We start from the raw sequence: 26403 nt of genomic DNA on the forward strand, positions 1-26403 counted from the left end.
AAACCGACTTGTCCCCAAACGAGCTATTTTTCGGCCCGATTCATGACAAAGTTTAACAGGGGCTTAATCTGCGCTTCATCCACGGCAGAGCACTTTGGGAGTAGCAGCGGCCGGCCAGCCAATGACGATTAACAACTTAGGGTTTGGATTTCCCAAACCGAAGTCGTACTTTTGCCTTCCCATTTCAGAAAAACCCGCGAAAGCTGATGTACGCAATTGTTAACATAGCTGGCCAGCAGACCAAGGTTGAGGCCAACAAATTCGTTTACGCTCACAAACTGGCCGGCAACGTTGGCGACGTCGTAACGCTGGGCAACGCCCTGCTGACCGATGACAACGGCACCCTGACCATCGGCGCGCCCGAGCTGAGCCTCGCCGTAACCGGCACCATCATCGCCCACGTAAAAGGCGACAAGGTGCTGGTTTTCAAGAAGAAGCGCCGCAAAGGCTACCAGAAAATGAACGGCCACCGCCAGTCGTTCACCAAAGTAATGATTAACAGCATCGGTTAAGGGCCGTTATGAGTTAAAAGTTATGAGTTAGGAGTTGGCAAATTGCCCACTTTGGCTCTGACCGAAACTCATAATTCATAACTTTTAACTCATAACTATAACAACATGGCTCACAAGAAAGGTGTCGGCTCGTCCAACAACGGCCGCGAATCGCATTCCAAACGTCTCGGCGTAAAAATCTTCGGTGGCCAAGCCCTCGTTGCCGGCAACATCATCGTGCGTCAGCGCGGTACTGCTCACCATCCCGGTGCCAATGTTGGCATGGGCAAAGACCACACGCTGTTTGCGTTGGTTGATGGCGAGGTTCAGTTCCGCAAGGGCCGCAAGGACCGTTCGTTCGTGACGGTTATTCCCCGCGAAGTAGTTTCGGTTCCGGCTTAATTGCCAGTCGACTGTAAGTTAAAAGGGCTGCTTCTATCGGGCAGCCCTTTTGGCGTTGAAGTGGCTCTGGTGACGGGCTTAAGGCTAGCGGGCTTTGGCAGCGTGACGCTGGTTGGCGAGGTAAACCCGCAGATTTATCTGCGCAGCGACGTCCCAGGGTGGGCGGGTGCCGGCCTCGGCCGAGTAAGCCGGGGGGGCTTCGATGCCGAGGCCGGCGTTAAGGTCGTAGAGCAGGCGGTGGCCGGGGCCGCGATGCTGCGTGCCGCACAGCGCAAACAGGGCGGGCGTGACGCGGCCTACATTCAGGCCCCGGCCCCGCCGCCCGCGCCGGCTGCTGATTTGGTCCAGCTCGGTACTGGCTTCCAGGGCCACGTAGTTGCCCCAGGGCTCGGCGCTGGCCTGGGCCGTACTGGATTGGTTGAAGTAGTAGCGGGCACCCAAGCCTAGGCTGGTACCGGGCGTGGGCAGTAGCGAGGAGCTGCGCCGGCCACGCGGGGCGCGGCCCGCCGACACATCAGCTTCGGCCTGCGCATAGGCACTAAACCGGGGCCTCAGGCGGTATTCGAGGCCAAATGAAAGGGGCAGCAGGAGCTGCCAGCTGCGGGCGTCGGGCAGGTAGAAGAGGTGGGTGAGGCGCAGGCCGCTTTTCAGCAACAATTTAGGGCTGGCGGCGGCAACTGGTGGGGCAGGAATAACGGCTGTTTGGGCCAGCGCTGGGGCCATTGGTACCGGTAACAACGCCGCAATTACCCCCAAAGCACGCAACCAACGAGTAAACAAGAGCATTGTGGCGAATTATGCAAAGCGGTTGAAAACCCAAATCCGACGGAGGCAAGCCATCTACTAACTCACAGCCCGCAAGCAATATCGGGCTTATATCAGCCATTGCAAGCGGGGCTGGCTGAGCGCTGGCCTGTATCCGGCCTACCGCCCGAAATACACGCTAAGGTTGAGTTGCGTAGTGATGTTGAGGTCGCTGTTGTTGGGCGAGTAGCCGAGATTGGAATCGTGGCGGTATGGCCCCAGGCCAATGCCTGCGTTAAAATCGAACAGGAAGTTACGGCCTATCCGGCGCTGCATCCCCCAAACGGCGTTGAGGCTGGAGGCCGCATCGTTGCGGAGCCCGTAGCGCTGCCGTAGCTCGGTGTGGGCCTCCAGGGCCAGGTAGTTGCCCACGAAAGCACCATGCGGTCGGTTGTGGCGCTCGCGGCCGGTCTGGTTGTAGTAATAGCGCTCCCCAACGCCCAGCCCACCCGCCGGGATAAAGAAGTCGCGGTCGCCGAGGTAAGCATTGTTCTTGAAAAGCCGAAAGTCGGCATCGACCTGGCCATAGAGCGTGAATTTGGAGCTAATGGCGTACTCGGCCCCCACCGATAGGGGCAGGCGCGCCGCCAGACCGTAGTAGCCCGTGTAGCGGATGGCACGGCCGGCATTCAGGCCCACTTTCAGCAGCAGCCTATCGGGTGCGGTTTCGGTGGGAGCGGAAGAGGCCGACTGGCCCTGGCTATACGTGGTGCCGGCCAGTAGCAGCAGGCCGGGGAGCAGGGAGCGAATGAGGAGCATACTAGGCAAACAGATGAAGTGGAAATTCATATGCTTAGATTCGATGCCAGCTCATTCGGTTGCATCAAGCCTCAGTGAATCAGGTCCCCGCTGGCAGGCAGAGGCAGTAGAGGACGGGCTTGCTGGGGCTGGCATCGAGCTCCAGGCTGGTGATTTGGATGTTGAGCAGGTAGAGGCCGTCTTCGATTTCATCGGGCACGAAGATTAGTTCGGTGATGGTGGCTTCGCGGCGCGGCTGGGCGGGGTATTGCCAGAAAGCGTGGTGGGCCAGGAGCAGGCCGGCATCCTCCTCACGGTCGACGCTGGGTAGGTCGAGCAACAGGTGCTGGATGCGGTATTCGGCCAGCCATTCGGCCAGCGCGGGCTCAATGTAGGTGGGGTTAGTGCCGGAGTAGTGGCGCTGGCGCTTGGTCGCGTCGTTGGGCAGCGTGCGCAACACGAGGGCTTCAGGCAGGGCGCGGTCGGGCGGGGCCATGAGGGCGGCCTGCACATCGGCCAGCACTACGACCAAGTCGCCGTTGGGCTGGGGCACAGGGGCCACGCTCACCAGCCGGGCCACGAACAGGAAACGGCGCAGGCACCGGTTGAGCGTGATGGCCGGGTCGGGCGAAATGTGGCCGTAGCACTCGGTATGGGTGCCGTTGCCGTGGGGCGTGACGTGGACGCGCTGGTAGTTGGTGCTGCCCCCCAGCGCCACACTGCCCACGAAGCTGCCCACCCGAATGGTATCGAACTGCACGGGCTCGGCCCAGAAGCAATTCACCTGGTCGTCGCCGGGAGCCAGGGGCAGGGAAATATCGAGGGGCGCGGCGGGGTCATAAGTGTAGGTGCGGCCGGCGAAAGGATAGGTAGGGAGCAAGGCAGTTAGCAGTTAGCAAAAGGGATGTCATGCTGAGCGCAGTCGAAGCATATCTACCGCAATAGTAATTCAATCGATTCAACGAAGCAGTAGAGATGCTTCGGCTGCGCTCAGCATGATGGGCGGGTGGCGTCTTTACTAGCTAAATCGTTCAGAATCTGGCTAATTTCAGTGGCGCGGCTGATGATGATGAGGTGGCCGCCGCGTAGGATGTATTGGCTGTGCGCGGTTCCGGCGGGCAGCAGCCGGTCCTCGGTACCGTGGATGCGGATGGCCACGGGTAATAATCGGCCCGGCCACTGCAGGAGCCGCGCAATGGCCCAGCGCGTGAAGCCGGGGTCGGTGTCGTGCAGAATCTGGCGGAGCAGCTGATAATCGCGGCCGTTCTTCACCCCAAAAAACCACCTAGCTACGTGCGGCAGCCGGGGCAACAACTGCGCCGGCACCAAATGATACAAACCCGTAGTCCGAGCCATCCTGCCAATCCAAGGCAGCTCCGATGGGTGCGCGAAGCTGGAAATGAGCACTACCCGCGCCAAAGGGCGTAGCTGCGCAACTTCCAGCGCCAAAACGCCGCCGAAGGAAACGCCCACCAGCCAGCAGGCTTGCTCCGGTGGAATTATCGCCGCGAGGCGAGCGGCGTAGTGCGGCAAGCTTTCGGCTGAGCTTTGCGGCGAGAGCCAGCGCAACACATGCACCTCCCCCCGCAAACGAAGGAACTGAAATACCCGCTCATCGGCTCCCAACCCGGGAATGAGGTAGAAGACGGACGGCGAAGCAGCCATCTCTCCGCCCTACATATCGAGCCGCACAAACACGCCTTCGAGATAGAAGATGTTGTGGGGCTGGGGGTCGTCGGGGTCGTCATCGTCCAACTCGCCGTCCTCGGTGGCGGGGTAGGTGACGGATAGTTTCAGGGCCACGCTGGGCAGGGGCACGGGCGGGCGGTCGTCGGCATTGTATTCGAGGAGCGCGGGCCAGTCGGCAGCGGCCAGGGCATCAGCTACTTCTTCCTGAATGGCTTCGGCACGGGTATGGGCCAGGCTAAGGAGGGTATCGAGGGCCTTGAAAGGCAGCGCGAGGTGGAAAAAATGGGCATCGTTATCGAAAAACGTGGTGGCCCACAGGGTCACGTCGTCGGTGTTATCGAAGACGATGGCCACGACGTGAATCTGCTCCACGAAAAAGTCGGCGTCGTCGGCAATGCTCTCACTCAGTAATTTCATTCGGCTACGGCAGGGGTTTGGAACAGCTCCAGCGTGATGTGGTCGGCCAGCAGCTTGCCCGCGTCGGTCAAGGTAAGGACTTCATTTTGGATAGTGGCCCAGCCGTTGGCTTGCAGCTCGGTGAGGTAGGCGGCGCGGGTGGCCGCCAGGTCGAGGCCGTGGTGGGTGCGCAGGTGGGCCAGGTCGCAGCCCCGAGCGGTGCGCAGGGTGGTGAGCAGGTACTCGTTGGCCCGGTCGGTGGCGGTGAGCTGGTCGAGGGTCACGGGCACCTCGCCGCGCTCCAGCACGGCAGCCACGTACTGCGGATTGTTGGCAAGGGTGAACTGGCGGTTCACACCGTCGTAGCTGTGGGCGCTGGGGCCGAGGCCCAGGTAGGGCACCCCGCGCCAGTAGTTGCCGTTGTGGCGGCTCTCGCGGCCGGGCTGGCAGAAGTTGCTTATTTCGTACTGCTCGTAGCCGTGGGCGCACATGGCGGCCAGCAGCAGCTCAAACTGCGTGGCCACGAACTCATCGGGCGCGGGCTTAAAGGTGCCTTTTTGCAGGCGATGCCCGAAAGCCGTGCCCGGCTCGATGGTGAGGGCGTAGGCCGATACGTGCGGTACGCCCAGCGCAAACGCATTGGCCAAATCGGCTTCCCAAATGTGGTGGCCGGGCGCGGGTACGCCATAAATCAGGTCAATGGAAATATTTTCGAAGCTCGCATCCTGCGCCCGGCGCACGGCCGTGGTCGATTCTTCGGCGGTGTGGGCGCGGTTCATCATGCGCAGGTGCGGCTCGTAGAAACTTTGCAGGCCGATGCTGAGACGGTTGATGCCGGCGGCTTTCAGCTCTTGTAGCTTGGCGGCGCTCAGGTCGTCGGGGTTGGCTTCGAGGGTGATTTCGGCCTGCGGCGAAACCGCGAAATGGCGGTGAATGGTGGCGAAAATCTGGTCTAATTCATCAGCGGTGAGCAGCGAGGGGGTGCCGCCACCGAAGTAGATGGTTTCGAGTACAGTTTCAGTCGGTAGATAGTCGCGCCGCAACTTAATTTCCTGCACAATGGCCTCTACCAGCCGGCTTTTCAGACCCAGCGAGGTGCTGAAATGGAAGTCGCAGTAGTGGCAGGCTTGCTTGCAGAAGGGAATGTGGAGGTAAAGGCCGGCCATGTTCTCAGTTAACAGTGAGCAGCTAACAATATGCAGTTAACAAACGGCCCTGTTTCGCGTGTAGAATTGCCTACACAGACCGCAAAGGTACCGCCTGACCGCACGACAGGGCGCGGCCTTCGCAGGAGAGCTACTTTCGGGAAATTAAACGCCGGCTTTCGCGTTGTGCCTCCGAATGACTAGGTTTCTGCTGTGCTTGTGGGGAATGCTGCTGCTCGGCTGGCTAGCCGGCCCGGCCGCCCGCGCCCAAACGCCCGGCCTCGACCCCAACGTGCCCAACCAGCCCGGCCTGGCCACCCCTACCCTGCCGCCCCGCGCCACGCCGGCTTCGGCGGCGGCCACGCGCCGGGTGCTGGCCCACCCGCGCCTGCTGGTGCTGGAAGCCGAAGCTGCCGACCGGCTGGTGCTGCGCCGCTACAAGGTGCGCGCCAGCGTGCCCGATTCCCTCAGCGCGCTGCGGGCGGTGCGCGAGCTGGTGCTGGGCTTGCAAGGCGACGCCTACCTCACGGCCTCGGCCGATGAGCTGCATTGGAGCCGCGACACCGTGCGGGTGCGCCTGTACGTGGGCGAGCAGTTCCGCTGGGCCTACCTGCGCAACGGCAACCTCGGCGACGGCCTGCTGACCCGCGCCGGCTACCGCGAAAAGTTTTTCCGGGGCACGCCCTTCGTGCCCGAAGACTGGGTGAAGCTCCAGGAGCGCATCCTGACTGAAGCCGAAAACCAAGGCTTCCCCTTTGCCTCGGTCGGCCTCGATTCCATTCACCTCAGTGGGCACGACATTGCGGGCCGCGTGGTGCTGAAGCGGGGCCGCGTGGTGGTGTTCGACTCGCTGCAGATTGTGGGCAACAGCAAGACCAAAAAGCGCTTCCTGACCAAATATCTCCAGATTTTTCCGGGCCAGCCCTTCAGCCAGCAGCGCGTGGCCGCCGCCGCCCAGCTGCTGCGCCAGCTGCCCTACTTGAAGCTACGGGCCGAGCCCGAAGTGCGCTTCGCCCTGGGCCGGGCGCGGGTGTACCTGCTGCTCGATGACCGGCCGAGCAACCAATTCGACGCCATCGTGGGCATTTTGCCGAACGCCAACGCTAACCAGACCGGCGTGCAGTTCACCGGCGACGTCACCATCAACCTGCGCAACATCAAGGGCGGCGGCAAGCAGCTGGGCCTGCAATTCCGCAAAACCGACGCCATCTCGCAACTGCTCGATGCCCAGTACGTGCATCCCAACTTCTTCGGCACGCCGCTGGAAGTGGCCGGCACCTTCAACCTCTACAAGCAAACCAGCGCCTTCCTCACGCTCCGGCCGCGCCTGCAAGTGACCTACCCCACGGCACGGGCCGGCCGCATCAGCTTTTTCACGGAGCAGCGCAATTCGTTTTTGCTTGACACGCTGCTGCGGCAAAAAACCGTACTGCCCGATACTATTGACTCTCAGTACAATTCCTACGGTATCGGCTACGCCTGGAACAGTCTCGACGACTTATTCTTCCCGCACCGCGGCTACCTCGTGAACGCCCAGGGTGCGGTTGGCACCAAAAAAATTGTCAAAAATGGCGAGCTGAAGCCCGAGCTCTACGATGGCATTCCACTCAACTCCACGCAATATTCCTTCGGGCTGCGCGCCGAGCGCTACTTCCCGGTAAAGCGGGCGGGTGTGCTGCTGCTGCGCCTGCGCGGCGAGGGCCTGCTCAATTCGCGCCTGTTTGTCAATGACTTGTTTCGCCTTGGAGGATTGAATTCGCTGCGCGGATTCAACGAAAACCAGTTCTACACCAGCTCTTATGCTGTGGCCACGGCCGAGTTCCGACAGTTCATCGGGCCGGATTCCTACGCGTTTCTGTTCACCGACCAGGCCTACCTGCGCCACGACATTCCCAACGACCGGTTCAGCGACCAGCCCACCGGCGTGGGCGCAGGCCTGAGCTTTCGCACGGCGGCGGGCTTGTTTCAGTTCGTGTACTCGGTGGGGCGGGCCAATAGCCAGGCGTTTGAGTTGAAATCCTCCAAAATTCACTTTGGGTTGACCAGCCGGTTTTAACTGTAGTGTGGACTCTGCGAGTCCGCACATTAGCGAACCGAGCAGGCGCGAACTCGCAATTCTTACGTTGCGCACCGCCATATCGTCTGCCTTTTTCGGGAACTAAAAAGACTTCCCGCCACTGTGGCGGAAATCGGAGAATATGACCGATAAATTCGTGTCAACTCAGCTGATTTCCAGCGTATACAAGCCCTGATTCAGATTGGTACATCATTTGTAATTACCCATCCGAAGCCGCCCCTATTTGCGACTCCCTCCCATGAAACTTATCAGCTCGAAATTCATCCATAGCATTGCCCCTCAGCTCGACCTGCTCAACACCATCGGTGGTGGAGTGGCCCAGCCGCAGCTTCGCGTCGACCAGCACCCCAAAGGTGTGATTGTGCGCGTAGCAATGCCCACCGTAGCCGCTGACAGCTTTCGCGTTGTGCTCAACCAGCAGAAGCTGACCGTCTTTGGCGAGTACCGTCACAAGCCCGATGACCAATTGGCCGCCCCCCTCTTCGTCCAGACGCTGGACCTGCCCGCCAACCTCGACGTGGCCCGTATAGATGCCATCCACGAGGGCCAGGAGTTGCGCGTACGCATCCCCTTCCTGAGCCCTAACGACCAGCAGCGCGAAATCGACATCAAGCGTAACGAGTAGAGCCAACTGTTAACGAGAACCGGCGGCCATCCAATTGGCCGCCGGCTCCGCAGCCGCTCCTTGCCACCGCTTTTTATAACGCCGGGACTGACCGGCACCGCAGTCCACTGATATCGCCGGGACCGACCGGCCACTTTCCGAGTCTTCTGGGTTTCACTCTTGAGCCACCGCCCGCAGCGGTGGTTTTGTTTTTTCGGGCCTACCCGAAGAGTGGAATTATCAGCACGAAGCTCATGACCACGGCTACGTAAAACCAGCCCATCATCTGGCCCCGGTAGCGGCGCGGCAGGCGGTTGCTGAGCACCAGCATGGCCGCAATAACCAGCGTGAGGTGCGCCACAAAAAACACCATCGTCTTCACCCAGTTGCTCACAATCGTGTTTTCGGGCTGGTTCTGATTCGCTTCGCCCAGCCCCGAGGTAAGGTATTGCAGGCCATAGAAGGCCACGGTTTCGAAGGCGATGAATAGCCCCAGTCCCGCCAGCAGCGCTGGCCCGGACGATTTTTCGGAGACGTCGGCCATGGCGTTACGGGCGGGGACGGCCCTGCACTTCCGCGCTGCGGGCTTTGATGTACAGCTCCTCAACCTTGGTGCGCGCCCAGGGCGTGCGGCGCAAAAATGTAAGACTGGATTTGATGCTGGGGTTGTCGGCGAAGCAGTTCATGCGCAGGCGCTCATCGAGCTCGGGCCAGCCGTAGGCGGCCACGAGGTACTCCAGAATCTGCGCCAGCTTCACGCCGTGCAACTCGCTGATGAGGTGGCCGGTTTCGTCGCGGGCATCGGCGGCGCGCAGGAAAGACATAGGCGAATTTAGTAAGCTGAAAGCGCAAAGTTCGTGAAAAGCCGGGGCTTGGCGCACGATGGTGCCCGGCGCAGCGTTATTTTTGGAGCCGTCGCCTATGCCTCCATTGTCCAGCACTGCTTCTGTTGCCCAGCCCGTCCGGCCCGCCGCGCCCCGGCGGCCGTGGCGGCGCGGCCTGCTGGCGGCAACCCTACTGGCCCTGCTGCTAGGCGGCACCTACTACCTGCGCCATCAGGTGCAGCTGAACCGGTATGCCCGCCGGGCCTGGGCCACGTTCACTAAAAACGGCCTCACCGGCCGCGAAAAAACCCCGCTGCTGGCCGGCTATTCCGTGCATGGCATCGACGTGTCATCGTATCAGGGCCGCATCGACTGGCCCGAGGTGGCCCGCAACCGGGTACGGTTCGCCTTCATCAAGGCCAGCGAGGGGGCCACGCTGCGCGACCCGCGCTTCGTGCGCAACTGGCGCGAGGCCCGCGCCGCCGGCGTGCTCTGCGGGGCCTACCACTACTTCCTGCCCAACCGCGACGGCCAGGCGCAAGCCGACCTATTCGCCAAAACGGTGCCCCTCGCCCCCGGCGACCTGCCGCCGGTGCTCGACGTAGAAGCCGCCAATTTTCACGACGTGGCCGTACTGCGCCGCGAGGTGTCCCGCTGGCTGCGCCTCATCGAGGCGCACTACGGCGTGCGGCCCATCCTCTACTCCAACCACAGCTTCTACCAGCGCCACCTCGCCGGGCATTTCGACGACTATCCGCTTTGGCTGGCGCACTACGAAGTGGAGCGTCCCGCCCTGCCCCGCAGCAAGTGGATAATCTGGCAGCATTCCGACGAAGCCTACGTGCCCGGCATTCGCGGCGTGGTCGATTTCAACGTTTTTCAGGGCAATTTCGAGTCTTTACAGGCGTTGCGCATTCCCGCCACCAAGCCTAAGCCAGCCCGCTAAAGGCCCAAACAAAACCGTCCGACCCAACGGCTTCCGCAGAAGCAGCCAGGCCAGACGGCCGTAGTTCGCCATAGGCCGAGGACTTACATTTTCTCCTTGGTTTCCATTTTGGCGTCCTTCTTCATCATCTTGCCGTCCTTCTTCATCATCTTGTCGCCTTTCATCATTTTGCCGTCGTGCTTCATCATCTTGCCTTCGGTCTTTTCTTCTTTTTTCATCATCTTGCCGTCGCCCTGCTGCGCGTGAGCAGCCATGAACGTGAACGAGAGCGCGAGGGCCGAAGCCACTTTCAGGAAATTTTTCATCGTTGTGTTGGGAAAAATGGGGTTGTGAGAGATTTACGGCCGAAAGATTATCACCGAAAATAAAGGTTGGATGAAGTTGACTAAACAAGCTAAAATTCTGCACCACGGATTGTTATCCCTGCTTTTTTTGCTGGTTCTGGGGCTGGCTTCCTGCGGCAGTAGCCACAGCGTAAGCAAAGGCACAAAGGGAGCCCGGGGAAGCGTTCAATCGGGCCTGGGTTCCTATTACGCCGACAAGTTCAATGGCCGGCCCACCGCCAGCGGCAGCACTTACCGCCCCGGCCAGATGACGGCCGCCCACAACACGCTGCCCTTCGGCACCCTCATCCGCGTGACCAACACCCGCAACGGCCGCTCCGTAGACGTGACCGTGACCGACCGCGGCCCGCACACCAAAGGCTACATCGTGGACGTGTCGCACCGCGCCGCTGTGCAGCTCGGCATCATCGAGGCTGGCGTAGTACCGGTGCAGGTCACCGTCATCCGCGAAGCCGCCGATAACCGCTAACCCTCGTCTTTATTTTCTATCGCTCACCCCCGCCTGCCCACCGCCATGAACATCCGCAAAAAAGTAACCTGGACGCTCCCACCCGGCACCAACCGCTATGCCGCCCTCGACCTGTGGGTGCCCGCCGCCGAGGACGAAGACTGGTCCGACGATGAAATCCAATACGTCATCACCGAAGTAGTGGAAGCCGAAACCGACGCCGCCGGCCTCGAAGTGCTGGCCTGGTATAGCAAAACCATGTAATTCGACTACGCTACAGTCCGGCCATGCCGGGCGTGCCCCGCCGCCCTCCCCTAGCTGTCGCCCGCAGCCAGTTAGGAGGGCGGCTTTTTTGTGCGCGTTGCCCGGCTGTAGGCCGCTTAAGCGGCATTCAGGACAAACGCCTGAGATGAATTATAAAATGGGGTGCTTTTTATAAATAAAACTTTAATAATATTTTTTATTTATAAATCATTTTTCATTTAGTTTATTAAGCAAGATTTAATTGTACTTTTGAATCAGACGGGAATAGGAAATTCGGCTTTATCTCGCCTGCCATCAGCCCCTTAACTCATCCTTATTATGAATATCAATTATTTACTCCTGAAAACCATTAGCTTAATCATTGCCACCGCACTGAGTATCGCGACCATTCAGGCGGCTCCCATCGGCAAGGGCCAGATGCTAGGCCAGTGGTCCGGTGCCTTGCCCGTACCGGGCGGTAGCCGCCAGATATCCATCAGCGTAAGTGCGCAGGCCGATGGCACCCCCACGGCGGTGCTCCACCTAGATGCAGGCCGGCTCCATAGCAGCCCCATGCGCGTGGTGAACACCACCGACAGCGTGGTTTTTTTTGCCGATAAGCTGGGCTGCCGCTTTGCGGGCCAGCCCGTAGCCGATGGGCAGCGGCTACGCGGGCAGTGGCAGCAGCCCGGCTTCCGCGCCATGCTGGTGCTAGACCGCGTGGCCACCAACCAAGCCGCCGCAACCAGCGAAGCACCGGCTTACAAAACCGAAGAAGTACATGTGAGCAGCCCGAGTAGCCCGAGCCCCGAAATCGGCCTCGGCGGCACGTTGCGCCTGCCCGCTGGCACCGGACCATTCCCCGCCGTGGTGCTTATCGCGGATATAAGCAACTCAGAACCAGGCGCGGATGGATATAGCCTGCTGAATGCGCTGGCCGACCACCTCGCCCGGCAGGGCATAGCCGTGCTGCGCCTCGATGACCGAGGTACCGGCCGCTCGGTGGGTGTGGCCGCCGCCAAAGCGGGTACCGAACTGGTGGCCGATGCGCAATCAGCCATGGCTTACCTGCGGGCCAAGCCGGGCATCGACCCGTTGCGGGTGGGCCTGCTGGGCCACGGCGAAGGGGCCAACGTGGCCTTATTGGCCGGGGCGCAGGCTCCCGCGCCGGCTTTTTTGGTGGCATTGGGCGCGGCCGGCGTGAACGGGCAGGAGCTGCTGGCCCGGCAAACCGCACTGGTGAACCAGCCCGGCGAGCCCGATACGGCCCAGATTGCGTGGGCCGCCCAAACCGCCCAAGCGATGACCCTGGCCCGGCGCGAAGCCAAAAAACAGCTGGCCGCCGGGGCCAACCCTGCCCAAACCCAGGTGCGCATTGCTCAGGAGCAGCTGCGCCTGACCATCGAAGCCCGCAAGCGCAACGATGCGCTGTATAAACGCCAGTACGCGCTACTCGAAATTATCCGCCAGACGAGTGACAATTCCCAAGCGCAGGCCATTGTAGCCAATATGCTGAAGCAGATTTACCCGGCGCTGACTTCGGCAACGGCGCAGGCCCGGGCGGGCCAACTTACCAGCCCGTGGTATCGCTCCTTTCTCACCTTCAATCCGCAGGCGGAGCTGGCCAAAGTGGCCTGTCCCACCCTGCTCCTGCACGGCACTGCTGATACCCAAGTGCAGTTGGCCGCCAATCTGCCAATACTGGAAAAAGGCCTCAAAGCCAACAAGCGGGTAAACACGCAGAAGCTCGATGGCCTGAACCATGAGTTTCAGGCCCCCATCAGTGAGCAGGCGCTGGCCGCCGGCACGACGGTGCGCCCCACGGCGGCTACCGATGCCCTTGAAACCGTGGGCGAATGGGTGATGCAGCAGGTGAAATAGGGAGTAGCGGGTGCTATTGCTGAACAGCAGGCCGTGAGCGCAGGGCTTCGCGCAGCCAGCATCCGGCCAAAGCTGCCAACCCACCTACCAGACCGGCTACGATACCGGCCACCAGCACCAGCGCCACCGAAGAGCCACCCAAGGGCAACAGTTGGGCCACGCGGTGCGCCAGCAAACCGTCATTCTGATAAGCCAGCCAGGCGGCGGGGAGTATCCAGCTCAAACCGCCGCCGCTGAAGCCGGCCCAAAAGGCCACCCGACCGGTTGGCGCAATAGCCAGCCCCACTACAAACGCCACCGCAGCCAGGCTCCACCACGGCAGGTCCAATTGCACGGCCGAAGCCAGCACGAGAATGAGAATCGGTAAAAGCCAGGGGTTGCGCCAGTTCATGCGGGCAAAGTAACGCGGTAGCGATGGAAGAACGTCATTAAAAGGACCGTCATGCTGAGCGTAGTCGAAGCATCTCTATCGCGCAACTAATCCATTCGATTGGTTTACTACCACACGCGAGGTGCTTCGGCTGCGCTCAGCATGACGTTTTAGCAATCCTTAAATTTTTTGTCACGCCGCTGCCAGTACCTCGGGGTCGTTATTAGCCGGCGAGTTTACGCGTTTGCTGATGACGTATTCCTGCATCGCGGCGGCACCGTAGGGCAACAGGAACTGCTGGTGCGCCGCCAGGCCCAGACCGTCATCGAGCCAGGCTTGCTCGGCGGCGCGGGTGGGCAGGATGACGGGCATTCGGTTATGGATATTGGCCATCAGCGCGTTGGGCTCGGTGGTGATGATAGTGAAGGTGGGGTGCAGCTCGCCGGTGGCACGGTCCAGCCACTCGTCCCAGAGGCCGGCAAAGGCGAAGGGCTGCTCATCGCGCAACAGAATGCGGTGCGGCACCTTGCCAGCGGGTGTGGCCTGCCACTCGAAGAAACTATCGGCCAGCACCAAACAGCGCCGCCGTCCCAGCAGTTGGCGGAACGAGGGCTTTTCGGCCAGCGTCTCAGCGCGGGCGTTGATGGGCTTGGGGCCGGCGGCGGGGTCCTTGCTCCAACTGGGCACCAGGCCCCAACTCAGCAGTTGAATCTGGCCGGGCGCGGCGTTGGTGATGATGGGCAGTCGTTGTGAAGGCGCGGCGTTGTAGGTAGTGGGCGCGGGCTCGTTGAACTTGGCGTTGAAGCGCTGTTCAATGGCAGGCGCAGGGGCGATGAAAGTGTAGCGACCACACATGTCAGGAGGCAGGAATAATGTAAAGGACACCAAAAAACGTCATGCTGAGCGCAGCCGAAGCATCTCTACCGCAATAGCAATCCAATCAGATTACGTTGGTTGCGCGGTAGAGATGCTTCGGCTCCGCTCAGCATGACGTTCCAAGTCACGCCATCAAATGCTACTTGTACAGCAACTCGTAGTATTCCTTGGCCATGCGGCCGCTTTCGAACTCCGGCTCCACGTCCTTCATGGCGGTTTTCACCACTTTGAGGAAGTTCTTGGGCTGGTCGTAGTAGAGCGGCAGCACGGTATTTTCCAGCACGTCGAGCAGGGCGGTGGCTTCGGCATCGTCCTTCACGTTGTCGGGCAAGGTCACGTCCACAATCGGAATAAGGAAGCCATTTTCGCCGTCGCGGCAAAATTCCGGAATCCAGCCGTCGGCGATGCTCAGGTTCACGCTGGCGTTCATGGCGGCGGTCATGCCGCTGGTGCCGCTGGCCTCACGGGGGAAGCGGGGCGTGTTCAGCCAGATGTCGGAGCCCTTCTTGAGAGCGGCCGACAGGCCCAGCTCGTAGCCGGTGAGGACGGCGCAGTTCTTTAGATTAGCCGTGCGCTTGATGATTTCATTGAACAAAGCCACCGCGCCGAAATCCTTCGGGTACGGCTTGCCGGCCCAGATTACCTGAATCGGGTGTTTGGCATTATTGGCCAATTCCACGAAGCGCTCGAAGTGACGCAGAATCAAATCGGCGCGCTTGTAGGCGGCGAAGCGGCGCGCCCACACGATGGTGATGACGTTGGGGTCGAAGACGTTGCCGGTCTGGTCGGCCACGATTTTGAACAGGTCCTTTTTCAGCTCCTGCTTGCGGGCCAGCAGGGCGGCATCGTCCTTGCCTTTGAGGGCGGCGGCCAGCTGTGGGTCGCGCCAGTAGGTGCCGTTCTGGCTGTTGGTGATGGGGATGATGGGGCAGATGCCCTCGTAGTGGCCCCACATTTCGTTGGCCACCGTGCCGTGTACCTTGCTCACGGCGTTGGCCTTACGCGAGAAACGCAGCGCGGTGAGGGTGTAGTTGAGCGCGTCGCCGTTGCCGATTTGGGCCACGCGGCGCACTTCCTCCTCGGGCACGCTACCGAAGAGGGTCATGTCGGTGAGCAGCTTCATGGGGCGCTCCTCGTTGCCGGCCAGCTCAGGGGTGTGGGTGGTGAAAACCAGGCGCTTCTGCACCTCGGCTAGGTCGCGGCCGTGCTTTTCGTAGAGGTAAAAGGCCAGCGGCAGGCCGTGGCCTTCGTTGAGGTGGTACACGTCGGTCTGGCGGCCAAGCACGTCGAGCAGCCGTCCGCCGCCCACGCCCAGCAGGATGCTCTGGGCCACGCGGGCGGCCGAGTCCGGGTCATAGAGGTGGTGCGAGATGGTGCGCGACAGGAAGTCATTCTCGGCAATGTCCGTGGTGAGAAAGAACATCGGCACGGTGCCGAATACTTCCGGGGCCAGATACAGGGCCTTCACCTGCACATCGGCCCCGTGGATGGTGATGGGGAAAATGATGCCCGTGTCCTGCAAAAACGAGTAGTGCTTGTGGCGGAACTCGGCGCGCATGCTCTGCTCAGCGTCGCGGTCCTGGTCGTAGTAGCCGAAGCTCCACAGGATGCTGATGCCAATCAGGTTCTGCTTCAGCTCGAAGCCCGAGCGCATGTGCGAGCCGGCCAGGAAGCCGAGGCCGCCCGAGTAGGTTTTCAGGGCCTGGTCGACGGCAAACTCCATCGAGAAGTACGCGGCGGCGGTTTTGTATTTCGCGGCCGGCGTGTAGGGTTTAAAGGTGAAGGCCATTCAGTGAAGGATGAGGCGCGGACCGGGGCGCACGCCAAAATGGAGATTTCGGATTGAGAAAAAGAAGCGCCGCCTAAAGCGCGGCTCCCGTTGAAGGTGCAAGGTCCGAAGCATTCCGGAAAAATCGCAACCGCTTGATATTGAGGCACGATTTACGCAAACGTTAGCATTTGACCCAACCTCAACAGTGTCAAGGCAATATCAGCCAGCGGGTTACTACTAAACTTTCTTCGTGGCCCGCACCGCAGTGCATCCGGCTTTTAGCTCATCGGCACCGTTTGCGCCTCATTTGCAAAGCATTCCGCTCGGCCGCGAAGAAGTAAACATGAAGGAATAATTAATTTCTTCATTATATCAATACCAATTCTAGTTTTAATAAAATTAATCTATCAAAATGGCCTTTGATTGATGATATTATAAAAAAAGCCACAATCTTTTAACATACTTTATTATAACACCCTCAATTGATTGCTCTAGCTTTGGTGCTTCGTTCCCAACCGTTTAACCCATTTCACACCATGCACATGACACTTTCTGTTCGCTACCTGGTGGCACCCTTGCTGGGCGCTCTCCTGTTTGCCAGCTGTTCGAAATCGGAGCTTACCCCGGAATCCCCGGCGGCAGCCACCGTGCTGCAAAACGTCTCAGCACCGGGCTTCCCCGAAGGGTTTGAAACGGGTACCAAAGCCTCCTACACCACGGGCAGCGTCACGCTCGGCTCGGGCGCCTGGACGCTGAACGATGCCCTCATCGGCAATACCACGGCGGATGCCCACACGGGCAGCTGGTCGGCCCGGGTGCGCAACAGCGGCTCGCTGAGCATGAACTTCGACCTGACCGGCGGGGCCGGCATCGTCACGGTGGGCCACGCCAAGTACGGCACCGACGCCAGCGGCACCTGGGAACTGTGGGCCAGCGCCAACAGCGGCAGCAGCTACGCCAAAGTAGGCAGCACCATCACCACGAGCAGCACGAGCCTGAGCACGGCTTCGTTCACGGTGAACTTGGCCGGCAACGTGCGCCTGCAGGTGCGCAAAACCGACGGCACCAGCAACCGGCTGAACTTTGATAACATCACCGTGGAAAGCTACGGCACCGGAGGTGGCGGTGGAGGTGGCGGCGGCACGGGCGGCACAAAATTCCTGTTCGATGCCACGCACGCTGAGTTGGCCGGCAACGCCGACTGGGCCCTGGACGTGGACGGTGGCGTGACGCCGCGCTACCCCACGCCGGCCGCCTCGGGCATCACGGCCAGCACTCCGGAAACGTACTGGACGGCCGCCCTCTCCTCGTGGGGCGTGGCCCTGGTGAAGCTGGGCAACTCGGTGGAAAACCTGCCCTCGGGCACGGCCATCAGCTACGGCAACGCCTCGAACCCCCAGGATTTGGCCAACTACAACGTGTTTGTGGTGGATGAGCCGAACACGCTGTTTACGGCTACCGAGAAAACGGCCATTGTCAACTTCGTGAAAAACGGCGGCGGCTTGTTCATGATTTCGGACCACACCGTGTCGGACCGCAACAACGACGGCTACGACTCGCCCGCCATCTGGAACGATTTGATGACCAATAACTCGGTGCAGGCCAACCCCTTCGGCTACAGCATTGCGCTGACCAATATTTCGGAAACCACCAGCAACGTGCTGTCCAGCAGCACCAATACCATCCTGAACGGTTCGCAGGGGGCGGTGACGCAGCTGAAATTCTCGAATGGCGCAACGATGACCAAAACCTCGGGCTCGGCCGCCACGCCGCTGATTTGGCAGAGCAGCGCCGCCCAGGGCAACACCAACATCATGTGCCTGAGCAGCACCTACGGCACGGGCCGCGTGGTATGCATCACCGATTCGTCGCCGGCCGACGACGGCACCGGCAGCCCCGGCAACACGGTGTACCCCGGCTGGACCGAAATTGCCAGCCACGCCAAGCTGCACCTGAACGCCTCGCTCTGGCTCGCCAAGCAGCAATAGCCGTTTAGCTAAAGCGAATGTTGAAAGCCCGCTCCCAGGTTTGGGGGCGGGCTTTTTTGTGGGCTTGAGGTGAGCAAAAAATATATTCCGAAAGTGGAAACGGTTGCGCATCAGGTGCCTTGCAGGAAAGCCGTACTTTTGGCCTTGCCGTTATTCCTACGCCCTTTTTGCCATGAAATTCCCACAATTTTTACTGATTGCCGCCGGGCTGCTGATGCCGCTGCTGGCACCGGCCGCAACTGCCGTTTCTGCGCCCGCCGCCGCGTCTGTTGCTACTCCCGAATCCGCCCCCGGCGTGCGTATTGACCCGACTTATTGGTGGGTGGGCATGAAAAACCCCAAGCTACAATTGCTGGTGAATGCGCCCGGCATCGCGGGCAGCACGGCCACGCTGGCCGCCTACCCTGGCGTGACAATGGACGGCCAGCAGAAGCTGGAGAGCCCAAACTACCTAGTCATCAACCTCACCGTTGGCCCCGACGCCAAGCCGGGCCAATTGAAACTGAGTTTCAAAGGCGGCAAAAGCCTGACGTACAGCTACGAGCTGCGCGCCCGCAACACCGACCCGCGGCGCACGCAGGGCCTCACCCAGGCCGACTTTATTTACATGCTGATGCCGGACCGCTTCTCGAACGGCGACCCGAAGAACGACGTGGTGAAAGGCACCCGCGTGAATCACATTGCCCGCGACTCGATGTACGCCCGCCACGGCGGCGACCTGAAGGGCATTCAGAACCACTTCGACTATTTTAAGAAGCTGGGTGCCACGGCCATCTGGCCCACGCCGGTCATTGAAAACGACATGCCCAAGGCCAGCTACCACGGCTACGCCGTTACGGACTGCTACAAAATCGACCCGCGCTACGGCACCAATGCCGAGTACCAGCAGTTCGTGAAAGCCGCCCACGCCGACGGCCTGAAAGTGGTGCAGGACATCGTGCTCAACCACTGGGGCAGCTACCACCACCTGTTCCTGGACAAGCCGGCGGCCGACTGGTTCCACGCCTTCCCCACTTTCACGCGCAGCAACTACAACGCCTATGCCTTGAACGACCCCTACGGCTCGACGCGCGACTACAAGTTGTTCAACGACGGCTGGTTTGATACCACCATGCCCGACGTGAACCAGGGCAACCCGCTGGTAGCTAATTATTTGATTCAGAACTTTCTGTGGTGGGTGGAAAGCACCGGCCTCGACGGCTACCGCATCGATACCTACCCTTATTCGGAGCCGCAGTTCCTCATGGCCTGGGGCAAAGCCGTTGCCGAGGAATACCCCAAGCTGGCGCTGTTTGGCGAGGCGATGGAGGCCACCGAAGCCCAGCAGGCCTTTTTCGCGCAGAACATTCTGCCGCCCGTGAACGGCTTCAAATCGAACCTGCCGTCCGTCATCGATTTTCAAACCTGCTCCGCCATCCGCGACGTCCTCAAAACCGAAAATGGCGACCTGAGCCAGCTCTACCATGCCTTGGAGGCCGACTGGCTGTACGTGGATGCCACGCGCAACGTAACCTGCCTGGATAACCACGACATGAGCCGCGTTTACTCGGTGATTGGCGAAGATTTCAATAAATTCAAAACCGGCATTGCCTGGCTGCTCACCTTGCGCGGCACGCCGCAGCTCTACTACGGCACCGAAGTGCTGATGAAAAACCTCTCGAACCCCGACGGCAAGGTGCGCGAGGACTTCCCCGGCGGGTTTGCGGGGGATAAGACGAACTACTTCGCGGCGCGGCCGGGCCAGGCCGGCGAGGCCTTCGACTACGTGAGCAAGCTGGCTTTGTATCGCAAGGCGCACCCGGTTTTGAGCTCTGGCAAGCTGATGCAGTTTATCCCACAGGATGGCGTGTACACCTATTTCCGCTACTCGGATAGCGAGTCTGTGATGATTATCGCCAACAACACGAAGGATGAGAAGAAGGTAGACGGCACCCGCTTCGCCGAGCGCACCGGTGGCTTCTCATCGGGCGTGGAAGTGGTGAGCGGCGCTACCATCAGCGACCTGAAAAAGCTGACCGTACCTGCTCACACCGCTTGGGTGGTGGAACTGCGAAAATAATCCAACGGTTCGTTTAAACCGTTTCGCTAGCCGGCCCCGCAGATTTGCCCTATCGCCCCTAAATCTCCGTCCTTATGACTGACCTCACCGACCAAGTTGCCATCGTCACCGGCGCGAGCCGGGGCATCGGCAAAGCCATTGCGTTGCTGCTGGCCCTGCAAGGTGCCAAAGTAGTAGCCGTGGCCCGCAGCGAAGACGAACTCCTGGAGCTCGGCCAGAAAACCCAGGGCCTGTGCATCGTGGCCGACGTTTCGGACGAGAAGGATGCCCAGCACATCATCGAAGAGACGCTGCGCCGCTACGGCCGCCTCGACATTCTGGTGTGCAACGCCGGCGTGGGCTCGTTCAACGAGCTGGAACAGTTCGACGCCACCGAGTGGGACCGGATTTTCGACACCAATGTGAAGGGTACTTTTCTAATTTGCAAGGCCGCCGTGCCGCACTTCAAAGCCCAGAAAAAAGGTCACATCGTGGGCATTACCTCCGATGTGGCCAAGCGCACCTTTGCCCACGGCACGGCCTACGGGGCCAGCAAGTTTGCCCAGGATGCCGTGCTGGCCAGCCTGCGCAAGGAAGTGCGGCCGCACGGCATAAAGGTGAGCACCATTTATCCGGGGCTGGTCGATACCTATTTCAACGACACCACGCCCGGCAGTGCAGAGGCCGAAAAAACCCACCTTCGCCCCGCCGATGTGGCCCAGGCCGTGCGCTACGTGCTGGAAGCGCCCACGCATGTGGTCGTGGATGAATTGATGCTGCATCCCATGACCCAGGAGTGGTAATTTGATAGTGGTTAATGGTTAGTGATTAACGGTTAATGCTGCTCATACACCTCTGCCGGCTTACCAACCATTAACCACTAACCATTAATCACTAAGCGAAGCCTTATCTTGCCGCATCATGAAAAAACTGTTGCTGGCCGGCGGCCTCCTCTCTTTGGCTGCTTTCTCGTTGCCCAACCCGCCCGTGGACAAAAAACACCCCAACGCCACCGACCCGAACACCACCGCTGAGGTACCGAAGGACAATAAGCTCGTCATCTACCAACTGATGACGCGCCTGTTCGGCAACAAGGTGGCGCTGAACAAGCCCTACGGCACCATCAGCGAGAACGGCTGCGGCAAATTCAACGACATTACCGACAAGGCCCTCGACGAAATCAAGGCGCTGGGCGTGAGCCACGTCTGGTACACCGGCGTGATTGAGCACGCCACCATGACGGACTACACCTCCGCCAGCATCCCGGCCGACGATGCCGATGTGGTGAAAGGCCGCGCCGGCTCGCCCTACGCCATCAAGGACTACTACGACGTGGCTCCCGACCTGGCCGTGACTGTGAAAAACCGCATGTCGGAGTACGAGGCCCTTATCAAGCGCACCCACGACCACGGCCTGAAAGTGCTGATGGACTTCATCCCGAACCACGTAGCGCGGTCCTACAAGTCGGACGCCAAGCCGCTGACTGTAATTGACCTGGGCGCAACGGATGACAAAACCAAGGCTTTCGTGCCCGACAATAACTTCTACTACCTGCCCGGCAAGGCCTTCGTGGTGCCTGCCAACTACAACCCGCTTGGCCCACTGAAAGGCCCGCGTGAGGACGGCAAGTACTTTGAAGTACCCGCCAAGGCCACCGGAAACGACGTGTTCACGGACGCGCCGAGCGTGAACGACTGGTTCGAAACCGTGAAGCTGAACTATGGCGTGGACTACGTCGACGGTCGCAAAACGCATTTCGAGCCCGTGCCCGATACCTGGAAGAAGATGCGCGACATCCTCGTGTTCTGGGCCGGCAAGAACGTGGACGGCTTCCGCTGCGACATGGTGGAAATGGTGCCCGTCGAGTTTTGGGCTTGGGTAATTCCCGAATTGAAAAAGGTGAAGCCCGACCTCGTGTTCATCGGCGAAGCCTACAACCCGAAAGAATACCGGACCTACCTGGAGAAGGGCCATTTCGACTTCCTCTACGACAAAGTGGGCCTGTACGACGACCTGCGCAAGCTGATGCGTCAGGAAGGCACCACCGAGGACATCACCAAAGTGTGGAAAGAGGAAAGCAACGGCTTCTCGTCGCACATGCTGCGGTTTTTGGAAAACCACGACGAGCAGCGCATTGCCTCGCCGGACTTTGCCACCGACCCGCGCCGCGCCATTCCGGCCATGGCCGTGACGGCCACCCTGGCCAGCGGCCCGGTGATGCTCTATTTCGGGCAGGAAGTGGGCGAGCCCGCCCGGGGCTCCGAAGGCTTCAGCAGCGAAGACGGCCGCACCAGCATCTTCGACTACTGGGGCGTGCCCGAACACCAGAAATGGCTGAACCAAGGCAAGTTCGACGGTGGCAAGCTCAGCCCCGAGCAGAAAAGCCTGCGCGAGTTTTACAGCCGCCTGCTGAATACTACGAGCAAGAGCGAGGCCATCCGCAAAGGCCGTTTCTACGAGCTGCAGGACGCCAACAACCTGGGCAAGGAGTACAACCAGCGCCACCTCTACACCTACCTACGCTACACCGACAAGCAGCAGCTGCTCATCGTGGTCAATTTCAGCGCCGATAAGACCTACAAGCCAACGCTCACCATCCCCGCCGAAGCCATGACCGCCATGGGCCTGAGCACCAAGAAATTCTACACCTACACCGACCTCCTCGCCGACGGCGAGCCGCGCAACGCCCTCAACGTGACGCTGGCCCCGCTCTCGGCCCATATTTTCGAGATAAAGTCCCGGTAATATGGGCCGATTCTGCCGGTAAGCTATTAAATTCAACAATCGCACTGCGTTCATTTTCAGGGCGCAACTCCCACTTCTCTTCTCCCCTTCCACATGGCTGCTCCCACCGCCGTCGCCACGTCATCCAGTACCCGCGAAAAACCCCGGCTTAGCTTCTGGCAAATCTGGAACATGAGCTTCGGTTTCCTCGGCATTCAGTTCGGCTTTGCGCTGCAAAACAGCAACATGAGCCGGATTTTTGAAACCATGGGGGCCAAGACCGACGAAATTGCCTTCCTCTGGCTGGCCGCGCCCATCACGGGCCTGCTGGTGCAGCCCGTCATCGGCTACCTTTCGGACCGCACCTGGAGCCCGCGCTGGGGCCGCCGCCGGCCCTTCTTCTTCGTGGGCGCGCTGCTGGCCTCCTTGGCCCTAATCGTGATGCCCAACGTGACGGCCCTCTGGATGGCCGCCGGCATGCTCTGGATTCTGGATTCGAGCATCAATATTTCCATGGAGCCCTTCCGGGCGCTGGTCGGCGATTTACTGCCCTCGCAGCAACGCACCACCGGTTTCGGGGCCCAGACGTTTTTTATCGGCGTGGGGGCCATCGTGGGCTCGTCGCTGCCCTGGATGTTCGCCAACTGGTTCGGCGTTTCCAACACGCCCGAGCCCGGCCACATCTCGCTTTCGCTGAAATACGCCTTCTACGTGGGCGGCCTGGTGTTCTTCCTGGCCGTGCTCTGGACCATCATCCGCACCAAGGAATACCCGCCTGAGAACCTGGCCGAGTTCGAGGCCGAAAAGGCCCGCACTGCCGGTTTTGCCAACGGCCTGAAGGAGTCGTTTGAGGGCATTTTCCACATGCCCAAAACCATGCGCCAGCTGGCCGTGGTGCAGTTCTTTTCGTGGTTTGCGCTGTTTTCGATGTGGATTTACACTACGCAGGCCGTCACCAGCCACATTTTTCATACTACCGATACCGCTTCGGCCCTTTATAATAAGGGCGGCGACTGGGTGGGCGTGTGCTTCTCGGTGTATAACGGTCTGTCGGCGGTGGTAGCGCTGCTGCTGCCGGTGGTGGCCCGCGCCACTAGCCGCCGCTTCACCCATATGCTGGCCCTGGTGTCGGGCGGCGTGGGCCTGATTTCGATTTACTTCATTCAGGATTACCACTACATTCTGGTTTCGATGGTGGGCGTGGGCATTGCCTGGGCCAGCATCCTGAGCGTGCCCTACGCCATGCTGGCCGGCGCGCTGCCGTCCAACAAAATGGGCTACTACATGGGCGTATTCAACTTCTTCATCGTGATTCCGCAGGGCGTGGCCGGCCTGATTCTAGGGCCGCTGACGAAGCACTTTTTCCACGACCAGCCCATCTTCACACTGGTGCTCGGTGGGGCTTCCATGATAATCGCGGGCTTCCTCACTCTGCGCGTGCACGACGCCGACGACATCCGCCTGCCCGCCGAGCCGGAGCCCGCCGAGTCCCTAGGCTACGATGCCCTGGCACCCGCCAATCCGCAGGTGTAGCCTTTGTTTTTGAACACAAAGAGGCCCGTTTCCTTAACAGAAACGGGCCTCTTTCATTAGATTACACCCTAACTAGTCAGTTTTTGATAATCATCTCCGCCACTTCGCGGCCGGTGGCCAGGGCCGCGTTCAAGGAGGGGTAAGCGGTCCAGTCGCCGCAGCGGTAGAGAGTTTCGGCCAGTTTCAGGGGCTGTTCTACGGGCTGGCCGGGCAGGTAAACGGGCAGCGCCGCCGGGATGCGGTAGCTGCGCAAGTGCTCCCACTGCCGGGCGGCCGGGCCAAACCAGACGGCCAGTTCCTCGCGCAGGCGGGCGGTCAGTTCTTCTTCGCCGAGGCTGCGCTCGCCGTGGGTGCTCACCGATATCAGGGAGCGGCCGGCGGGAGCGTAAGTGCCGCTTACATCGGCCGGGAAGGCCACGTTGTGGGCCAGCGCGTTGGGGCCGGCATTCAGGCGCAGCAGCTTGTCGTCGCGGCCCGGCGAGTGGCCGCCGGGCGTGGCGAAGTACGTGCAGGTAGTGAGGCGAGCGGCCGTGGAGGAGCTTGCCTGTTGGGCGGTCAAACTGTCGTCGGGGTTGCCGCTGCGGCCGGCTAGCAGGCGCAGGGTGCTCAGGCCGTCGGTGGCCAGCACCACGGCCGCGCCATTCAGGACCTGGCCGGTGGTGAGGCGCACCTGGGTACCATCGACCACCCCGGCCACGGGAGAATTGAGGCGCACCGTGCCGGCGGGCAGGCGGGCCGCCAGCTGCTCGGGCAGCTGCTGCATACCCAGGGCGGGCACGGCCGCCTCGCCGGTCACGAACTGCTGGAACACGAACTCGAAGAAATTGCTGGCCGTGGTCAGCTCCCTGTCCAGGAAAACCCCGCCGAAAAATGGCTTGAAGAACGAGTTTATCATCTGCTCGCTCCAGCCGTAACGTTGCAGGAAGCTGAGCGTGTCGGTGGCCGGGCGGGCCAGTAATTCCTCGGGCGTATGCTTCAGCACATGCCGCACCAGGCTGAGGATGCGCAGCTTATCGGGCAGCGAGCCAATGGGCGAGCTGAGGGCTGAAAACGCGGCCAACGGGGCCTGCAAGGGGTTTTGAAGGGTGGTTTCCCGCCCATCGGCCAGCCGAATGACGGCCCCGGAGCGGAAGCTTTTCAGGTGGAGCGCACCGTAGTCGAAGATGCGCCGGGCCTCGGGGTAGTTGGTGAGCAGTACCTGAAAGCCCCGGTCGAGCCGGAAGCCTTCGGGGGTGACATCGGTCCGCACGCGGCCGCCCACGGCGTCGGCCGCTTCGAGCACGAGCACGGCGTGACCGGCGCGGTGCAGCCAGGTGGCACAGGCCAGCCCGGCCATGCCCGCCCCGATGATGATAACGGGTTTGGAATCAGAGGAAATCATACGTGGAAAGTAGTCCTATACGGATTTCGGCAACACCCGGCGGAAGACGCGGGAACACCCGGCTTACCGGCAGTTTGCCCAGCTCCGTTATTAATTGTCTTTGTGAAACTGTTCGGTTATTTCCTTGACGATAATTCCAAATTTGCGGATAATACTGCGGATGATAAGCGTTTTACCATCGGGCATGAGGTACATGCACTGGGTCATATTAACGTGCTGGACCAACCCTTTGTCGGCTATTTTTAACCGAAAGCTCCAGGTGAAATAATTGCCGTATAATGCGCCGTGGGCCGTGCCGACGACATCACTGCCGGTCGCATCTACGTGATGGGCGTCGATGATTTTTAGGTCGAAGGTGCGGTGGGTGGGCTTGCTATCTTCGGAATGGAGGTCCTGCTCCATGTGGAGGATGCCGTTGGCGAATACGCCGGCTGTTTGGGTGGTAATGCGTTCGGAAGGCTTGCCACTGCGGGATTCTATGACGCCGGTGGAATGCGTATGGCCGCCGAAAAACATTACCGGGTCAATAATCGGGGTGGTGCTGCTGAAGCTTTCGGGCTTTAGCGAAGAGCAGCTGGCTAAAACAAAAAGGGGTAAAAGGGCGGCGAGGACGTTATTTTTCATGCTATCGAGTGAACAGTAATGGGGCGTGGGCCGGGGGACGTGGTCCGCTCACGCTGAAGCCCCATA

The 26403-nt window shown here is 60.6% G+C and carries 27 protein-coding genes; 13 read left to right on the plus strand and 14 right to left on the minus strand.

Annotation, left to right across the window (positions count from 1 at the left end):
- Positions 1-206 precede the first annotated feature (206 nt).
- Positions 207-512, plus strand: coding sequence for a 50S ribosomal protein L21 (gene rplU, locus ACVWYF_RS06210; RefSeq protein WP_457065717.1), 306 nt, complete (start codon positions 207-209; stop codon positions 510-512).
- Between the two features lie 105 nt (positions 513-617).
- Positions 618-893, plus strand: a complete 276-nt coding sequence (gene rpmA, locus ACVWYF_RS06215; protein WP_168671389.1) for a 50S ribosomal protein L27 — start codon at positions 618-620, stop codon at positions 891-893.
- A gap of 84 nt (positions 894-977) precedes the next feature.
- Here rpmA and ACVWYF_RS06220 read toward each other — a convergent pair whose 3' ends face one another.
- The 6 genes from ACVWYF_RS06220 to hemW form a co-directional block, all read right to left on the minus strand.
- Entirely contained in the window at positions 978-1616 is a 639-nt protein-coding gene (locus tag ACVWYF_RS06220; RefSeq protein WP_457065720.1) for a hypothetical protein, read from the minus strand.
- Positions 1617-1817: 201 nt separating this feature from the next.
- Complete coding sequence (locus ACVWYF_RS06225; RefSeq protein WP_457065722.1) at positions 1818-2456, minus strand: hypothetical protein; 639 nt, start codon at positions 2454-2456, stop codon at positions 1818-1820.
- Positions 2457-2535: 79 nt separating this feature from the next.
- Positions 2536-3315, minus strand: a complete 780-nt coding sequence (locus ACVWYF_RS06230; RefSeq protein ID WP_457065724.1) for a cyclase family protein — start codon at positions 3313-3315, stop codon at positions 2536-2538.
- Between the two features lie 110 nt (positions 3316-3425).
- Positions 3426-4100, minus strand: a complete 675-nt coding sequence (locus tag ACVWYF_RS06235) for an alpha/beta hydrolase (RefSeq protein WP_457065726.1) — start codon at positions 4098-4100, stop codon at positions 3426-3428.
- A gap of 9 nt (positions 4101-4109) precedes the next feature.
- Positions 4110-4541, minus strand: a complete 432-nt coding sequence (locus ACVWYF_RS06240; protein WP_457065728.1) for a hypothetical protein — start codon at positions 4539-4541, stop codon at positions 4110-4112.
- Positions 4538-5686 (minus strand): radical SAM family heme chaperone HemW, encoded by a 1149-nt coding sequence (gene hemW / locus ACVWYF_RS06245; RefSeq protein WP_457065730.1) that lies wholly within the window; start codon positions 5684-5686, stop codon positions 4538-4540. Before hemW ends, ACVWYF_RS06240 begins: the two co-directional genes overlap by 4 nt.
- Positions 5687-5861: 175 nt before the next feature.
- On the opposite strand from hemW, the gene ACVWYF_RS06250 reads away from it, so the two are divergent.
- Together ACVWYF_RS06250 and ACVWYF_RS06255 are read left to right on the plus strand one after the other, a co-directional pair.
- A complete protein-coding gene (locus tag ACVWYF_RS06250; RefSeq protein WP_457065732.1) occupies positions 5862-7721 on the plus strand; it encodes a BamA/TamA family outer membrane protein in 1860 nt (619 codons plus the stop codon).
- A 259-nt stretch (positions 7722-7980) separates the two neighbouring features.
- Positions 7981-8367 carry an Hsp20/alpha crystallin family protein gene (locus ACVWYF_RS06255; RefSeq protein ID WP_457065734.1) on the plus strand — a complete coding sequence of 129 codons (387 nt, stop codon included), beginning with the start codon at positions 7981-7983 and terminating at the stop codon, positions 8365-8367.
- A gap of 199 nt (positions 8368-8566) precedes the next feature.
- On the opposite strand, the gene ACVWYF_RS06260 is transcribed toward ACVWYF_RS06255, so the two are convergent.
- Together ACVWYF_RS06260 and ACVWYF_RS06265 are read right to left on the minus strand one after the other, a co-directional pair.
- Positions 8567-8890, minus strand: coding sequence for a hypothetical protein (locus ACVWYF_RS06260; protein ID WP_457065736.1), 324 nt, complete (start codon positions 8888-8890; stop codon positions 8567-8569).
- A gap of 4 nt (positions 8891-8894) precedes the next feature.
- Positions 8895-9170: a VF530 family protein gene (locus ACVWYF_RS06265; protein WP_168671398.1), complete on the minus strand. Its 276-nt coding sequence runs from the start codon at positions 9168-9170 to the stop codon at positions 8895-8897.
- Positions 9171-9267: 97 nt separating this feature from the next.
- Between ACVWYF_RS06265 and ACVWYF_RS06270 the strand changes: the two genes are divergently transcribed.
- The gene (locus tag ACVWYF_RS06270) at positions 9268-10116 is read left to right on the plus strand and encodes a glycoside hydrolase family 25 protein (protein WP_457065740.1); all 849 of its coding nucleotides are present in this window, start codon (positions 9268-9270) and stop codon (positions 10114-10116) included.
- Between the two features lie 83 nt (positions 10117-10199).
- Here the strand turns inward: ACVWYF_RS06270 and ACVWYF_RS06275 are convergent, their stop codons facing one another.
- Positions 10200-10421 carry a hypothetical protein gene (locus ACVWYF_RS06275; RefSeq protein WP_457065743.1) on the minus strand — a complete coding sequence of 74 codons (222 nt, stop codon included), beginning with the start codon at positions 10419-10421 and terminating at the stop codon, positions 10200-10202.
- A gap of 109 nt (positions 10422-10530) precedes the next feature.
- Here ACVWYF_RS06275 and ACVWYF_RS06280 point away from each other — a divergent pair, with 109 nt between their 5' ends.
- The 3 genes from ACVWYF_RS06280 to ACVWYF_RS06290 all read left to right on the plus strand — a co-directional run bounded on the left by ACVWYF_RS06280 (position 10531) and on the right by ACVWYF_RS06290 (position 13032).
- Positions 10531-10929: a septal ring lytic transglycosylase RlpA family protein gene (locus tag ACVWYF_RS06280; RefSeq protein WP_457065746.1), complete on the plus strand. Its 399-nt coding sequence runs from the start codon at positions 10531-10533 to the stop codon at positions 10927-10929.
- 45 nt (positions 10930-10974) lie between these two features.
- A complete protein-coding gene (locus ACVWYF_RS06285; RefSeq protein ID WP_457065748.1) occupies positions 10975-11172 on the plus strand; it encodes a hypothetical protein in 198 nt (65 codons plus the stop codon).
- Between the two features lie 318 nt (positions 11173-11490).
- Complete coding sequence (locus ACVWYF_RS06290) at positions 11491-13032, plus strand: alpha/beta hydrolase family protein (RefSeq protein ID WP_457065750.1); 1542 nt, start codon at positions 11491-11493, stop codon at positions 13030-13032.
- A gap of 13 nt (positions 13033-13045) precedes the next feature.
- Here ACVWYF_RS06290 and ACVWYF_RS06295 read toward each other — a convergent pair whose 3' ends face one another.
- The 3 genes from ACVWYF_RS06295 to glgP all read right to left on the minus strand — a co-directional run bounded on the left by ACVWYF_RS06295 (position 13046) and on the right by glgP (position 16067).
- The gene (locus ACVWYF_RS06295) at positions 13046-13423 is read right to left on the minus strand and encodes a hypothetical protein (RefSeq protein WP_457065752.1); all 378 of its coding nucleotides are present in this window, start codon (positions 13421-13423) and stop codon (positions 13046-13048) included.
- A 171-nt stretch (positions 13424-13594) separates the two neighbouring features.
- Positions 13595-14257, minus strand: coding sequence for an SOS response-associated peptidase (locus tag ACVWYF_RS06300; RefSeq protein WP_457065754.1), 663 nt, complete (start codon positions 14255-14257; stop codon positions 13595-13597).
- Positions 14258-14417: 160 nt separating this feature from the next.
- Positions 14418-16067 carry an alpha-glucan family phosphorylase gene (glgP, locus tag ACVWYF_RS06305; protein WP_457065756.1) on the minus strand — a complete coding sequence of 550 codons (1650 nt, stop codon included), beginning with the start codon at positions 16065-16067 and terminating at the stop codon, positions 14418-14420.
- Positions 16068-16591: 524 nt separating this feature from the next.
- On the opposite strand from glgP, the gene ACVWYF_RS06310 reads away from it, so the two are divergent.
- The 5 genes from ACVWYF_RS06310 (at position 16592) to ACVWYF_RS06330 (ending at position 24332) form a co-directional block, all read left to right on the plus strand.
- Positions 16592-18037 (plus strand): hydrolase, encoded by a 1446-nt coding sequence (locus tag ACVWYF_RS06310; protein ID WP_457065759.1) that lies wholly within the window; start codon positions 16592-16594, stop codon positions 18035-18037.
- A 172-nt stretch (positions 18038-18209) separates the two neighbouring features.
- Entirely contained in the window at positions 18210-20096 is a 1887-nt protein-coding gene (locus tag ACVWYF_RS06315; RefSeq protein WP_457065762.1) for an alpha-amylase family glycosyl hydrolase, read from the plus strand.
- Positions 20097-20170: 74 nt separating this feature from the next.
- Positions 20171-20878, plus strand: a complete 708-nt coding sequence (locus tag ACVWYF_RS06320) for an SDR family oxidoreductase (protein WP_457065764.1) — start codon at positions 20171-20173, stop codon at positions 20876-20878.
- A gap of 118 nt (positions 20879-20996) precedes the next feature.
- Positions 20997-22820, plus strand: a complete 1824-nt coding sequence (locus ACVWYF_RS06325; protein ID WP_457065766.1) for an alpha-amylase family protein — start codon at positions 20997-20999, stop codon at positions 22818-22820.
- A 93-nt stretch (positions 22821-22913) separates the two neighbouring features.
- Positions 22914-24332: an MFS transporter gene (locus tag ACVWYF_RS06330; RefSeq protein ID WP_457065768.1), complete on the plus strand. Its 1419-nt coding sequence runs from the start codon at positions 22914-22916 to the stop codon at positions 24330-24332.
- 76 nt (positions 24333-24408) lie between these two features.
- Here ACVWYF_RS06330 and ACVWYF_RS06335 read toward each other — a convergent pair whose 3' ends face one another.
- Positions 24409-25713 (minus strand): protoporphyrinogen/coproporphyrinogen oxidase, encoded by a 1305-nt coding sequence (locus ACVWYF_RS06335; protein WP_457065770.1) that lies wholly within the window; start codon positions 25711-25713, stop codon positions 24409-24411.
- Positions 25714-25803: 90 nt separating this feature from the next.
- Positions 25804-26337: a DUF3833 family protein gene (locus ACVWYF_RS06340; protein WP_457065772.1), complete on the minus strand. Its 534-nt coding sequence runs from the start codon at positions 26335-26337 to the stop codon at positions 25804-25806.
- Positions 26338-26403 lie beyond the last annotated feature (66 nt).

The sequence above is a fragment of the Hymenobacter sp. UYAg731 genome, from assembly GCF_054061335.1.